Source organism: Metamycoplasma hyosynoviae, assembly GCF_004365165.1.
In the GTDB taxonomy this organism is placed as follows: domain Bacteria; phylum Bacillota_I; class Bacilli_A; order Mycoplasmatales; family Metamycoplasmataceae; genus Metamycoplasma; species Metamycoplasma hyosynoviae.
Genome location: NZ_SOCH01000009.1, coordinates 4,189 through 19,667 on the forward strand (window position 1 = coordinate 4,189; position 15,479 = coordinate 19,667).

Sequence of the window (15,479 nt, forward strand, 5' to 3'; positions counted from 1 at the left end):
CGAATTTTACGTAAAAATTTAAGGAGAAAAAAATGGCTGAGAAAAAGTTTCTATTAAGAGAAACTATCCATCCACAAACAAAACAAACTGTTTATTTAATCTCTGAAGTTGGAGTGCAAGCAAAACCGGTAGTCTTGCCAAACTTACTAGAATCATTAAAACAATTTGTTATGCAAAACGCAAAAGAACCACAAACAATGTTATATTTTTATTTACAAAATAAAGTTTGTGGAATACTTGACGTTTTAAAATCAAAACAACTTTTAGACAAATTAGTAGCTTTAAAAGTTGATATTAAAACCACAAATATTGAATTTTTGTTGAAAAACAAACTTCTAGAAATTCAAGCAGGCAAAACTGAAGAAATTAAACAAGTTTCAACAGCCGCTGCTAGTCAAACACTTGACGATTTGGCTTCAAAAGTAAAAATTGAACTTTTGGCTAAATCTAAAAAAGCTAAAGACATTCAAAAATCAGATGTTAAAGGAACACTTGAAAACTTTAACGGAAAAATTGTGATTGAAAACACATTAGAAAATGGAAATGATGTTGATGTTTATTATTTCCTAGAACAAGATAAAACTAAATCACAAATTTTTATCAAAACTATTGGTGGCCTTGGAACACCAACCCAATATTATTCAGAGGCAATTTTAGCAAGTTCAAAAATTTCTGAAATTTTAAAAAACACAGGTTTTGAAGCAACTGAATCTATCAAAATTTCAACTGTTAGATACAAAATGCCAAAATGAGTATTTGCAGTTATTGGTATTATTTCGGGACTATTTTTAGTTAACTTAATTTTTCTAATTCTATCATTTGCAAAAATTTTGTAATTTAAGGAAATTTAAATGAAAGAGCAAGAACAGAAAAATTTAAATACACAAGAACAAACACCTCAGCAAAATCAAGATAAGGTAAAATCACAAACCCCTAAAAACAAAGTTATCATTTGATCAGCTGCAGGTGCAGCTGCTGCAGCATTATCTTCAGTAGTATCAATAACAACAGTTTTTTCAAACCAAAGAAAAGTTTCTTTTCTTGACAAAGTTTTACAATCAATTAAAATTGATGTTAAAGATAAAGAAACAAAAACTAGAGATGACATCAAAACTATCGCTGATTTTGCATCATCTAATTTAGACACTAAACTTTATGAACTTGTGGTTGAAGAAGTTGATGGAGAAGTTAACAAGCAACCACTTGATAAAGATAAACCTTATACTACCTTCCGTACAAAGTTTGCACTTCGTAATAAAATTACAAAAGCACAATCTAATTTTAAAATCTTTGATTTTAAAGATGTAAGACCGCCAAAAGAAAAGCAACAACTTAATGATCTTGGTAAGATCAGTGAAAAAGAAGAAGATAGATTTAATGACAAAGTTCAAATTGTATTTATTAACAATTTTAACCGTGGTCAACACTTAGCTTCAGAAGTAGCTAAAAAAGAAAATGGTGAATTCAAACACTTTAGAATTTTCTTGAAACAAGATAATAATGATGCTTTGCAATATGAAATTAAAAATGTTAATGTACAAACTGATGACAACAATGCTGAAGCTACATTTTCATATCAACTAAAAGTTAAATCTATTGATGATGAAAAGTTTATTTCTGATAAACTAGAAATTAAATTTAAAGACTTCGCTATTCCATCAACACTATTAACTGAATATTTGAATTCACTAGAATTTAAATATAAAGATGCTGAAAATACTTACATTCAAGATGCCAACAAAGAAGGAATTATTGAAGGTACACCTTTAAAAAATTCAAATTGCATTTTAGAATTTGAAAAGTTTGAAAAAAATTTAGATACGGTTCAAGCAATTGTTAAAATAGTTGATAGAAATACTAAAGAAACTTCTCAAACACGTCAAATTGATATGGCAGGTTTCTTTAATTACAAAAAAATAGTTGCTGATGCAGCTTCAAAAATAACTTTTGATTACACCGATAAGCAAAACACTTTTGCAAACTCATTAAATAAAATCTTTTTAACTAATACCCTTTCATTGCAAGCCCATCACGACAACCTTGAAGTTGTTTATACAGGCAGAGAATTACAACAAGAAGATGAAAATGATCCTGCAAAAAGAACTAATGTTGTTGTTAGTTATGTAATAAGAGATAAAAAAACTCAACATCAATCAGAACCAAAAACTTACATTATTAAAGATTTCAAAAACTATTTAATTAAAAGTGAATTAGATACTTACATTGATAGTGTTGAAAACCCTCTAGCAGTAGCTTCTGCTGCAACCAAAGAAGCTTCAAGTATAAATAACTTTTCACAATTAACTTCACAATTAGATAATAGTTATGTAGTAGATCCTACAAGTGTAGAAATTTCTTATCCTACTGATTTAGTATCAATTAAAGTATCATTTAGAATTAAAGAAAAGAATGGTGGATCAGATATTTCTTCAAAACAAGTGCAAAAAATTATTCCCGGCTTTAAAATGCCACAAAAACTTATTGAAGATTTAGCTCAAAAAGTATCATTTGATGTTAGCGGTAAAAACACTAAAATAGCATATGAAATATGAGATCAATTTTCTAAAATTGATCAAAGAACCATTGATTCACGTTGTGCATTTGTAGAAAGTTCTATAAAAGTTAAACAAACTGATAAAGATAAAATTACTGTCACATATAAAATTAAAGATAAAGTTAATGGAACTACTTCGCAAGAATATAGTAAAGTAATATCAGGTTTTCAAGTTTCTGATCAAAATGAAAGCAAATTTTTATATGACGTTATAGAACGTGATGGTCATAAAGTTGCAGTTTTAACTAAAAGAAAAGAAAACTTGGTTTTCAAAGTTCCAGCAAAAATTGGATGCTATAAAGTTATTAAAGCAAACACATTATATGTAAATGAGACTTTTGACCGAAATTATTTTGTTGAAGTAGAAGATGGTATTGAGGAAATTGAAAGATTAATCATCAACACTTATGATGAAAAATATGCTCAAATATTGGGTGTAAAACTTCCTAAATCAATTAAGAAAATAGATACTTTAATTGATGGTGAATCAGGTGATTTATATTGTATTTCACTATATGACAATATAAAAGAAATCAACAATCTATTTTCAAGTTATTGCAATACTGTAAAATCTGATGCTGTATATGAATCTAAGAAACATAAAGGTGTATCAGGATACTACCACGGTATTTCTAAAGAAGTATGACCTTCATTTGATATAAATCAACAAACAGGATCAACTACTTTAAAAGGTTCATTTAGATTTATGCTTAATGAAGCTGGTGGCTCAAATACTAAAACTTTACGTTATACACAAGATAAAATTCATCATAAATACTATTTAGAATCAAATGATGAAAAGAAATTATATAAATTCCATGATGTAGAAGAAACTAGTGGTGAATTTAGTGACAATTTAAAATATACACATATTGAAAAAAACGCATTTACAGGTAATAAATTAACTAAATTCACATTGCAATCTAATGCATTAACTAAGTTAGATGATTATTTATTTGATAGTACTAATTCTGCTTTAAAAGAAGTTGATTTAAGAAACTTCCAAAGAGATAATTTTAATTTTGAAATGATAGCAGATGCTAACAACATTGAAACTTTGCGTCTTCCAGATTTCCAAAGTGATAATGGTGCAAATGAAATCGATTATACTTTTGCAAATTGAAATGGGATAAAAAATTTATACCTTCCAAAAAATGTAAGAAAAATTTCAAAACAATTAGTGACTGGAAGTGCAAACTCAATCAAAAATATAAACTTCAATGAACTAACTAAATTAGAACATTTAGGTACTGGTGATGCAAATGTATATAGACCAATATTTGGTTCTGTGGTAGGAATGGAAACTATTGATTTATCACAAACAAAACTTAAAACAATTTGTCGTCAAGCATTTTGATGACCTCAATTTAAGAAAATTATATTACCTCAAACAGTTGAGCAAATTGGTCCATTCTTTATGTTTGGTAGTGAGAAAAATGGTAACTATAATGCAATTTATTCAAATGAGCCTACACAACATGCTACTGTCCAATTAAATTTCAGTGGTGTTACTGTTGAAGTTAAAGGTCACAGCCAAAAACCTTCAGGTTGAAACCAATATTGAGTAGGACAACATTGAACAAGCAGCACTCAAACCGGTGTATATCCAGCTGAATTAAAAATAGAGTGAAAATCATTATAATATTTCACAGTTCGAATTAAATAATAAATTAAGCAAACAAAAAATATCAAGCGTAATTTTGTGCTTGGTATTTTTATTTTGGAGATAGTATAAACGATTTATACTATGTTTGAAATTTATAAATGGTTAATTTTTATCTTCAGAAGCTTCTTACTGCAATCTTTCGATGATTTTTTGAGTGGTTTTAAAGCTAATTTTTGCTATTTCTTTAAATTTTTCTATACCTATTTTTTTTGCAAGTTCCACACCTTGGTCGATAATTTTGCTGCTACATCCTAACATAAATGGAAAATCATATTTTTTAGATTGTTTTTCCATATGTAATATAAGAATATATCTTGCTATTATAGAAGCAGTTGCTACTGGTAAAGCTATAGTTTCTGCTTTTTGTTGTAGAAAAATTTTATTTAATGGTCTATGAAATTGCAATCAAGGAATAGAAGTTAGTTTATTAATATGTTTTTGAAAAACTTGCTCACTAGCACAATATTGATCAATAATAACATTAGGAAGTTCATCGATTGAAAAAGTGTTATTTAAATTATTTAAAGAATTTAAATGAATTAGTGTTTTAACTTCATTATTATTAATGTTATTTTTGATTAAATTGTTATAACCATTTTGAGTTAAAACGTTTTTACTTCACTTAACCATTTTCATAATTTGTGGGGCTAGTGTTTGAATGTGATGGTCGGATAGTTTTTTACTATCGCATACACCAAGATTGATTAAAGCTTCTTGGACTTCTTTAGAAGGAATGTAGCAAGCTACTGAAACTACAGGGGTAAAATAATCGCCTACTCCAGTTTCATCAATGCCAATGTAGGAATGAAACTCTTTATTAAAAGAATTATTTTTTGGCATTTTACCCCCCTATTTATTTAATTTATTATTATTTTTCTTCTTCTTCATTAAAGAAGTTATCTGCTTTAACTACTTGAAGATTAGCTTTTTCGGTTTCTCTTCTTTTAATACCCATTTTGATGTATTTATCAGGGCGTTTTAGAAATTCTTCAATGAAATAACCTACAGCACCTTCTTTATTAGATTGTTTCATTACAACTGTTGAAAGTTGTTTGATGTAAGGTTCGGCATTTGATGGTGCTACACCAACGTTTCCAATTTCGTACATGCTAGCATCGTTAAATGAATCTCCTATAACAACAGTGTCTTCAATATTGATATTGTAGTATCTTATCATTAATGATATTACTTTACTTTTACTTACACCAAGTGAAGTAATATCAAATATCGGACTTAAACCTTTACCTTTTGATCATGATGAAAATTCACATAAATCACCATAACGTCTTTTCAAATAAGTTAATAGTTTAATAACATCAGTGTCCATTTTAGCGTCAAATATAACACCAGTTGGCTTCAAAGGAAGTTTTCCTAAGTTAATTTCAGTTTTGAATTTTGAAGCACTTCTAAACCCAAAAACTTTTTCTAAGTTTTCATCACGTTTTTGAAGTTGAACTCAATCAGGGCCTTCAATTGCTCAGTTAGAAATTTCATTTTTAACAATATCATCATTTAAAACATATAAAACTTCATTTAAGTCTAGATATGATATTTCAGGAATGAAAAATGGATCAGATGGGTTGTGAATGTGAGCACCATTGTAGTTTCCTACTAGTGCGTTTAAACCTAGTTTTTCATATACAGGCTGAGTACTTCTTCAAGGACGACCTGTAATAATTGAAACAATATGACCTTCAGCTACTGCTTTTTTAATAGCTTCTTCAGTTTTAGGGTGAATTGTACCTTCTGCTGAATCGGCAAGTAATGTTCCGTCTAGGTCAAGTGCGAATAAAAATCTTCTTTTAGTAGATTCTTTTTCGATTCTTTTTGTCATTATTACCTCTAAATTAAAAATTAAAAAACAAAATGTAAATTATTAATAGTTTAATTTTAACATATTAAACGTTTTTTATTAGCACATAAAAAAACGCTGGGCTTTCAGCGTTTATTTTCCTTTTGTTCCGAAGATGCGATCGCCAGCGTCACCTAAACCTGGAACAATGTAATTATTTTCGTCTAATTTTTCGTCTTTAGCAGCAAGAAATATATCAACATCCGGATGCTTTTTAGCAATATTGTCTATTCCTTTTTGTACACCTACAAGGCAAACCAACTTAATATTTTTCCAGCCTTCTTGCTTGATGCGATCAATAGCATCGCATGCACTACTTCCAGTAGCAAGCATAGGATCTACTATTAAAACATTGCTAGTTTGTTTATTGATATCTTGTGGGGTTTTATAGAAATATTCGTTAGGTTGGAAAGTTTTTTCATCGCGATAAATTCCAATATGACCTACCCTAGCTTCTGGAACTAGGTCGATTATTCCTTGCACCATCCCAAGTCCTGCCCGCAAGATTGGAATTAGTACAATTTCAGCATCCATTTTAAAGCCAGTAGTAGTTGCAATAGGAGTTTCTACTTGCACTTCTTTGGTTTTATAATCACGCAAAATTTCATAAACCATTAAAGAAGCAATTTCATTTAAATTATTACGAAAAACTTTGTGCGATGTATTTTTACAACGCATTTCCGTTAATTTAGTTTGAATTAGAGGATGTTGAATTATTCTTACCATTTTATTATTTATTTCCGAGAATGTCTTCGTAGATTTGAACAGTTTTTGAAGTACCTAATCTATTAGCACCTAATTTAACCATTTCAATAGCATCTTTACCAGTTTTAATTCCGCCTGATGCTTTGATTAATAGTTTATCTTTAGCAACTTTTTTCATGATTTTAACATCATCAAAAGAAGCACCTCTGAATGAAAATCCTGTTGAAGTTTTGATGTATTCTGCACCTGATTGTAAAACAATTTCAGTTATTTTTTCAATTTCTTCAGTTGTTAGAAGTGCAGTTTCAACAATAACTTTTAATAATATGTCACCACATTCTTGTTTAATAGCTTTGATTTCATTAAGAACATATTCATATTCTTTATTTTTGAAACGACCAATGTTAATAACCATATCAATTTCATCAGCACCATGTTGAATAGCAATTTTAGTTTCATATACTTTAACACTAGTTGCATTATATCCTAGAGGAAAGCCTATAACTGTACAAATTAATACATCACTTTTAGCTAATTTTTCTTTAGCGTATTTTATGTAAGAAGGAGCAATACATACTGATTTAAAGTTGTATTTGATTGCTTGACTAATTAATTCATCAATTTCAGCACTTGTTGCTTGTGGAGAAAGCAAAGTGTGATCAAAAAATTTGTTATATTCCATTTATTAATTAATTTCCTTTATGTTTATTTGGAATTTTCTAATAATATATTTTAAATTATTATCCTTAAATTAAATCAATTTAGCAAAAACGGTTTTGATTTCAAAAGGTTTTGCGTTAAATTCAATTGATTGAAGCAGCTCTTCAACAACATTTTGATCAATTTGTTTTGTTGAATATAATGTGAATAATACTTCACCTTCTGTAATGTGTTCATTAGAAGTTTTATTTAAATAAATACCAGCTTCGTAATCGATTGAATCTTCTTTTTTAGCACGTCCTGCACCTAATTTCATTGCAGCAAGTCCGAAATTAATAGCTGATTTTATTTTTAAATAACCTGATTTAGGACTTTTCACTTCTAATTTATATTTTGGTGCAAATCAGTTTTTATCTTCAAGTTTTTTAATATCACCGTGTTGTGATGATACTCATTGCAAGAATTTTTCATAAGCCTTACCTGATGAAATTACATCATCTATTAACGTCTTAGCTTCTTTTTCTGATTTAGCCTTACCACCAAGCATAAGCAAAGTAGAAGCTGATGAATAAATTATTTCAGTAAAATCTTTTGAGCCTTTGCCCTTCAATGTATCCATTGCTTCTAATACTTCTAATTTATTACCAATAGCTTTTCCTAAAGGTTGATCCATATTGGTAATTTCAACTGCTATTTTACGGTTTAATTTTTTACCAATTGCAATCATTAAGTTTCCAAGTGCTTTAGCTTGTTCTACATTTTTCATAAAAGCGCCATTGCCACATTTTACATCAAGTAAAATACAATGTGATCCTGTGGCAAGTTTTTTAGACATAATAGAACTTGCAATTAGTGGAATTGAATCTACTGTAGAAGTTACATCTCGAAGTGCATACAATTTTTTATCAGCTGGAACTAGTTTTTCGTTTTGACCAACTATAGCCATACCTACTGATTTAACTACATCTTTAAATTCTTCTTCTGAAAGTGAAATTTTAAAGCCTTCAATTGATTCAAGTTTATCTAATGTTCCACCAGTATGACCCAATCCACGTCCTGACATTTTAGCAACAGTTAAACCTAAAGCGGCAAGAATAGGACATAATACGATACTTACTTTATCGCCAACTCCACCAGTTGAGTGTTTATCTACTATTGTAGTATTAAGAAAATCTCAATTTAAGACTTCACCTGAATACATCATAGCTTCAGTTAAATTAGCAGTTTCAGTGTCAGTCATTCCATTTAATTTTATAGCCATCAGCAAAGCTGATATTTGATAATCAGGAATGGCGTTTTTTACATATTCTTGAATAAAGAAGTTAATTTCTTCTTTTGTAAGTTCTTGCTTTGCTGTTTTTTTAGTTATTATTTCGTTTATTCTCATTTTATTGAAAATCTTTCGCAAGTGACAATGCTATTTCCATCATTTCATTAAATGAATTTTGTCTTTGTTCTGAAGTTGTATATTCTTTGGTTACTAAATTATCTGAAATGGTTAATAGACATGCTGCTTGTTTATTTAAATGTTCAGCAATAGTAAAAAGACCATAAGCTTCCATTTCTACGCAAACAGCTCCGCCTGATTTAGCAATTTTTTCTTCGATTGATTTTACGTTGTAAAATGCTTCTTCAGAAAATACTCTTTCTTCGTGAATTTTTTTCTTTAATTCTTTTGCGTTTTTCTTAATTAATTCATTTAATTTTAAAGTTGGATTAATTAATTTCGCAGGATCTCCTGGGAAAAAGCCTTCTCTAAAACTTGTGTTTTCACCATAAACATCTTTAGCTAGCACTATTTCATAGTTTTTCAAATCAGCTTTAAATGATCCTGCTGATCCTATTCTAACAATAGCTTCAACGCCATAGAATTTGAATAGTTCATAAGCATAAATTCCGATTGATGGAACTCCCATACCTGATGCACAAACTGAAACTTTATGTCCTTGGTATTCACCTGTGTACATAAATACATTTCTAACACTTGACACTAATTTGGTGTTAGTTAAATACTTTTCAGCAATGTATTTTGCTCTAAGTGGGTCGCCAGGCATAAGTACTAATTTAGCAAAATCTCCTGGTTTCGCACTAATATGTGGTGTCATTATTCTCCTTATTTAACAATAAAAATGTAAATTTTTCTATAAAAATTATCCTTTATATTATAACAATTAATGAACCAAATCTACCTCAGAAAATTTGTTGTAGTTTTAAAGTCTAAAATATTTTTGTAGAACAAAAATAAAATATAGCAGAGTACTGTGTTTCTGCTATATCAAATTATTAATTATTTACTTGCTCAAAATTCTACTTCGAATTTTTGTTGTTGATCAACAATTTTAAATTCGACATTGATTTTAGAAATTTCAGATCCTTTGTTAATTGCTTTTAGTTGAGCAAATTTTCAAGATTTATTACTTCCGGCTCTTATAATTTCTACAAAACTTCCTCATTTATTATTGAATTTTATTGATTTGCCAAGTTTTACGGGGCTATCATTAGCTCCTGATTTTAGTGTTCAGGAACCATCAATTTGTAAATCTAATCTTCTGCTTCCTGTTTTAGGTTTTTTAAAGAATTCTTTTATGGCATTAACATCATTTTGATAATCAGGATCATTTTTATCGACTGTGATTAATTTACTTTGTTTAGCAGCATCTAATGCATCTTTTGGATCTGAATTCGAAGGAGGGGTTCCTGGATTTTCTGGTTTGTTTGGCTTTTCAGGTTTTTCAGGATCTTCTGATGTTATAGGAGGTTTTTGATTGCCTGGATCTTTAGGTTCTCTAGGTTCTTTTGGATTATTAGGTTTATTAGGTTTTCCAGGGTTATCTTCCAGATCTTCATCTAGACTTTCATCTGGATCTTCGGGGTCTGTTGGCTCAGAAGGGTTTCCAGGATTGTAAGGATCATCATCTGGATCTTCTGGATCTATTGGTTCAGAAGGATTTTTAGGATTATGGAGATTATCTTCTGGATCTTCGCCTGGACCTTCGGGAATATTAGGTTGATTTTGAGAGATTTTGAATCCCGATATTTCAAACTGTTTGGTTTCAGTTTGACCGTCTATTTTAAATGTAATTGATAGTGCTGCTATTCCTTTAGAACTATCTTTTGAAGTTAAAGTAAGACCTTCAACTTCTAGCTTATATTTAGTTAGGAAATCATTTAGACTTGTTTCTTCTGGGGTTTTAATAGTTACTTTATCTTTTAAAGTAGAGTTAAATTGTGAAATATAATCATCTACTTTATGTTTAGATTTATCAATTAAATCTAGAGATTTAACATCTTTTAAAACTTCAGATAATTTTCTTTGAAAACCATCTATTTTTAATTCAAATGCAGTTTGAAGTTGGTTTTTCAAAATTGGTGTAATTTTAATTACTACTTCACCGGTTTTATCATTAGTGCTAATTAGTTCTACTTCATATGTAACTTTAGAAGATTTAGAAGATAATTTTATGTTTGATAAAACATCTGTTGTAGCAACGGCATTCTTATTTTTAATAAAATCTACATTTACATCATTTTTAAAATCAATATTATTGCAACTTATTAATATTGGTGTGCTTAATAGTGGTGATAAAACTACCGCGGCAAATAGTAGCGGTTTTGATATTTTTTTGCTCACAAGTCCTTCGATTTCCTAGTTTTTATAGTTGTGGGTAAGTATTATACAATTAAATAAAAAATTTATAATCTATCATTAACTTATATTTTTAAATTTACAATTTAAAATTCAAGGCTAATTTTTGACTAGTTTGGATTTTAAACAAAAAAATATAGCAGTTGGTGTTTTGCTATATTTTTTATAATTTTTAATTATCCTTTTTTTCAAAATTCTACTTCAAATCTATCATCGTGTCCATCAATTTTAAATTCAATATAAATTCTTATGATTTCATTAGAACCATCTTTTTCAATATTAATTTGAGCGAATTTGCCGTTACCTTTAGCTGGTTTTATAACATCTTTGTATTTGCCTCATTTTTCATCAAATTTAATAGATTCACCAAGATTAGCTATAATCCCACCTTTACCTTTTGATTTTAAAGTTCAAGTTCCATTTTTTGCTTCATCTAATCTTCTACTATTATTTGATAATGATTGTGTATCAACAAAGAATTTTTTAATAGCTTCTATATCATCGTTATAAGTAGATGAAGTCTTTTCAATGGTAATTAATTTTCCTTGTTGTGCAGCTTCAAATGCATTTGTGGGTTCAGCTGGTGGAGTTGGAGGAAGTACTGAATTAGATTTAAAGCCATCTAATTCAAATACTCTTTCAAGTGTTTTAGTTGGATCTAATTTATTTTTTACTTTGACCTTTAAATTAGCTTTTGTTTCAGTGGTTGCTTCTAATGTAATGGTATCTAATTCAATATTGTTGTCAGTAAGATGTTGCAGGTATTGCTCATTAGTTTTATTTTGGGTTTTAACTTTTATTTTTAAATCAGGATTTTCATTGTTGTATTGTTCAACCGTTTTTTCGTTTGAAATATCATCAAGTGTTAAATCTTCTTCAAATGCTTTATTTAAATCAATTTCAGGTTGTTGTGCTTCTTCTTTAAATCCTGAAATTTCTTTGGTGATATTTTCAGTTTTTGAATCTTTTGTAATTGGAATTTGTAAAATTCCAGTAGTTGAATCGCCTGATTTAGTAGTTAAAGTAATTGCTCCTATTGTAAAACCTTGATCAGTTAGGAAGTCGCTTCAGCTTTTTCCTTCGACTTGGCAAGCAATCTTATCTTTTAAATTTGAACCAAATTTAGTGTTATATTCACTAACTGTTTTATCGGATTTTTCTAATAAATCCATTGCAGGGTTGGCTGTAAGTATTTTATTTATTATTTCTGAAAAAGTGCTATTTCCTAAAAATCCTGGCACTTCAGTTTCTTTAGTTTCAGTTTGACTACCTAATTTAAATTTAACATTTAAAGTTGCTATACCTTTATCTAAATCTTTGGGAGTTAAACTAACATCAGCATCTAATTTATTCATAGTTAGAAAAGTAGTTAAAGTTAAATTATCTGAAGTTTTAACTATAACTTTATCTTTTAAAGTAGTGGTAAAGTTAGAAATATAGTCATCTACTTTATATTTATCTTTATCTACTAAATCTAAGGATTTAATTTCTTTTAAAATTTCAGATAATTTTCTTTGAAAACCATCAATTTCAAATTCCTTTTCAAGAACTTTAGTAGGATCAGATTTACTTTTTACTTTGACTTTTAAATTAGCTTTTGTTTCTGCTATTTCTTCAAGTGAAATCGTATCTAATTCAATGTTGTTATTAGCAAGATGTTGTTTGTATTCTTCGTTTGATTTTGTTGTAGTTTTAACTTTTGATGTTAAATCAGGATTTTCGGTTTTATATTGTTCAATAGTTTTATCTTCTATACCACCAAGAGTTAATGCTTCTTCAAATGCTTTATTTAAATCAGTGGTTTGAGGTTGTTGAGCGCTTTCTTTAAATCCATCAATTTCTTTAGCAAAAGTTTCACTTTTAGAATCTTTAGTAATTGTAATTTTCAAAATTCCAATTTTTGAATCATCAGATTTAGCTTCTAAAGTAATTGAACCAATTTCAAAACCTTGTTCGGTTAGGAATTGAGTTCAGCTTTTTCCTTCAACTTGACAAGTAATTTTATCTTTTAAATTTGAACCAAATTGAGTGTTATATTCACTAACTGTTTTATCAGATTTATCTGATAAATCCATTGGAGTGGTGGTTGTAAGAATCTTGTTGATTACTGATGCAAAGATATTATCAGATAAAAATCCAGATATTTCAAGTTCTTTAGTTTCTATTTGTTCACCTAATTTAAATTGAACATTTAAAGTTCCAATACCTTTTTCCAAATCTTTGATTTTTAAACCAACTGTTCCATCTAATTTGTTTTTGTTTAAAAAAGTAGTTAAAGTTAAATTATCTGAAGTTTTAACTATAACTTTATCTTTTAAAGTAGTAGAAAATTTAGAAATATAATCATCAACTTTATATTTTTCTTTTTCAGTTAAATCTAATGATTTAACATCTTTTAAAACTTCAGATAATTTAATTTTAAAACCAGTAATTTTTACTTCAAAAGCAGTTTTAACTTTACCACTTTGAATTGGTGTAATTTTTATAGTAGCTTCACCAGTTTTATCATTAGAGCTAACTAATTGAGCTTCATATTTTACCTTACCTGATTTAGAACCAAGTTTGATGTAACTTATACTTTCAGAAGCAAAAATAGTAGATTTATTTTTTGTAAAATCTTCTTTTACGTCTTTTTTATAATCAATATTTTTGCAACTAACTAATAAAGGTGTGCTTATTATTGGTATTAGAATGCTAGTATTCAAAACCAATAAAGCCGAGACTTTTTTAGTCATAAAATTTTTTTACTATTAATCTCTTTTCGTAAATTTTTTTGTCGTTTTTTTCTCTATTTTAAAATTATACCCTTTAAAATCTAAAATAAAAGTTAAGCATAGCTTAAAAAGTGAAAAAACAATTTTGCTTAAAGGCAAAATTTCATCTTTTTGTTTAGTTTTTAAACCATCAAAAATCAAAAAAATGATAAAAAATAGTAGAGTTTTTTTCTACTATTATTAGATGCAAAGTTAATATTTTTTTACTAACCCCTAAATTTTGGACGCTACCAAAATCTTTTGCCCTAGTTTTTTTATCCCCCACCTCTTTTTTTAATTGATTAATAAAATTAATGATATTACTCAAAAGAATAAAAATGTATAATTTTAATATGGAAAATACTTTTTATAATGAACATATTAAAAAAGATATTATTGTTGAAATAATAAATGTTTCAAAACCAATTAAAAATAAAATGTTATTAGAGAATATTTCATTTAAGTTAATTACTAAATCTTTTCACGTTCTTATAGGATGTAATAATGCTAGCAAATTTACATTAAAGAATATTTTTGCGGTAATTACAAAAACAAAGAAAGGTAAATAATATGAATAAAAAGATATTATTTGGAGTTTTAGGATCATTAACTTTATTCCCTATTACTTTAGTGTCTACTTCAACTGTTCGAATTAATAAAAAAATAGATAATAAAGAAAAATCAAATCAATTCAATAAAAAACAATCAATTAGTAGTACTAAAACTAAATATGTAATCAAAATTGATGGCAAAGAAATGATTTTTGATTCTAAAGATGAAATAGTTAAATATTTAGTAGAAAAAGTAAATGTTAACCATTTTATAGGTAAAAAAGAACTTAAAGATTTTGATGGACAAATTGATATGGATCCAAATAAATTAAATCCTGTTGATTTTTCTAAAATTAAAAGAGCTTATAAAGATATTCATGGTAATTACACTGATGACTTATCAAGTGTAATTAGATCATATTTACCAGAATTTGCCATTGTAAAAAGATATTATGATCATAGAAATCAACCATTTAAAGATGAAGAAAATGCTAAAAATAGCATAATCAAAAACTCTACAGAAGATATTGTTGAAAATATATTTTATAAATTAAAATATTCATCAAATGGCATCGCAAAAGATAAATATTACAATCCACTTAATGAAAATGATATAAATGAATTAATGCATGATATTTATCATAAAAATGTTTTGGCAGGTGAAACTAAAATTTTTAAGGCTTTACATTTAAAAGATGAAAGTGGAAATGAAAAATTATTATCATATAAAGGCAATGATAGTGACTTTTTCAATAATTTATTTACAAATGCAATAAAAGATTTTACTAATCAAGCAGTAAAAAGACATTATAAAGTTACTTTAAGATTACCGAGAATGGATGATATGAAAAAATATGAGGATTATGGTAAAGCATATTTTGAAAATTTTTCTTCAAATAAAGATAATGAATGAATAGTTAATAATGATAAAACAGAACTTTATAAACATGTTGATGAAGAATGATTGAAAAAATATTATTATGATTTAGAAATTTTAAAAAATAGTGAAGCGGCAAATAAATTTGTAAATAATAATTTTAAAAGAGAATATTCTAAAAGAATAGAAGAAGTCAAAAATCCTAATTATGGTAA

At 27.7% G+C, this 15,479-nt stretch carries 11 protein-coding genes and 1 pseudogene; 4 read left to right on the forward strand and 8 right to left on the reverse strand.

What is annotated here, in order from left to right:
- Positions 1-32: 32 nt before the first annotated feature.
- Complete coding sequence (locus JN03_RS03455; RefSeq protein ID WP_134076757.1) at positions 33-836, forward strand: hypothetical protein; 804 nt, start codon at positions 33-35, stop codon at positions 834-836.
- Positions 837-851: 15 nt separating this feature from the next.
- On the forward strand, positions 852-4,196 hold the full coding sequence (locus JN03_RS10000) for a leucine-rich repeat protein (RefSeq protein WP_134076758.1): 3,345 nt from the start codon (positions 852-854) through the stop codon (positions 4,194-4,196).
- 150 nt (positions 4,197-4,346) lie between these two features.
- Here the strand turns inward: JN03_RS10000 and JN03_RS10005 are convergent, their stop codons facing one another.
- The 8 genes from JN03_RS10005 to JN03_RS10020 all read right to left on the reverse strand — a co-directional run bounded on the left by JN03_RS10005 (position 4,347) and on the right by JN03_RS10020 (position 13,818).
- Complete coding sequence (locus tag JN03_RS10005; protein WP_134076759.1) at positions 4,347-5,060, reverse strand: ribonuclease HIII; 714 nt, start codon at positions 5,058-5,060, stop codon at positions 4,347-4,349.
- Between the two features lie 28 nt (positions 5,061-5,088).
- Positions 5,089-6,054 (reverse strand): Cof-type HAD-IIB family hydrolase, encoded by a 966-nt coding sequence (locus tag JN03_RS10010; protein WP_036441122.1) that lies wholly within the window; start codon positions 6,052-6,054, stop codon positions 5,089-5,091.
- 111 nt (positions 6,055-6,165) lie between these two features.
- On the reverse strand, positions 6,166-6,798 hold the full coding sequence (gene upp / locus JN03_RS03475) for a uracil phosphoribosyltransferase (RefSeq protein ID WP_036441119.1): 633 nt from the start codon (positions 6,796-6,798) through the stop codon (positions 6,166-6,168).
- Positions 6,799-6,802: 4 nt separating this feature from the next.
- Complete coding sequence (gene deoC, locus JN03_RS03480) at positions 6,803-7,459, reverse strand: deoxyribose-phosphate aldolase (RefSeq protein WP_036441116.1); 657 nt, start codon at positions 7,457-7,459, stop codon at positions 6,803-6,805.
- Between the two features lie 69 nt (positions 7,460-7,528).
- A complete protein-coding gene (locus JN03_RS10015) occupies positions 7,529-8,824 on the reverse strand; it encodes a thymidine phosphorylase (protein ID WP_134076760.1) in 1,296 nt (431 codons plus the stop codon).
- A 1-nt stretch (position 8,825) separates the two neighbouring features.
- Positions 8,826-9,542 carry a purine-nucleoside phosphorylase gene (deoD, locus tag JN03_RS03490; RefSeq protein WP_134076761.1) on the reverse strand — a complete coding sequence of 239 codons (717 nt, stop codon included), beginning with the start codon at positions 9,540-9,542 and terminating at the stop codon, positions 8,826-8,828.
- Between the two features lie 182 nt (positions 9,543-9,724).
- Positions 9,725-11,068 carry a hypothetical protein gene (locus JN03_RS03495; RefSeq protein WP_134076762.1) on the reverse strand — a complete coding sequence of 448 codons (1,344 nt, stop codon included), beginning with the start codon at positions 11,066-11,068 and terminating at the stop codon, positions 9,725-9,727.
- A 191-nt stretch (positions 11,069-11,259) separates the two neighbouring features.
- A complete protein-coding gene (locus JN03_RS10020) occupies positions 11,260-13,818 on the reverse strand; it encodes a hypothetical protein (RefSeq protein WP_134076763.1) in 2,559 nt (852 codons plus the stop codon).
- Between the two features lie 356 nt (positions 13,819-14,174).
- Between JN03_RS10020 and JN03_RS03505 the strand changes: the two genes are divergently transcribed.
- Both JN03_RS03505 and JN03_RS03510 read left to right on the forward strand, forming a co-directional pair.
- A complete protein-coding gene (locus JN03_RS03505) occupies positions 14,175-14,405 on the forward strand; it encodes a hypothetical protein (protein WP_036441105.1) in 231 nt (76 codons plus the stop codon).
- 1 nt (position 14,406) lies between these two features.
- A pseudogene (locus JN03_RS03510) lies at positions 14,407-15,479 on the forward strand (hypothetical protein); the annotation flags it as partial.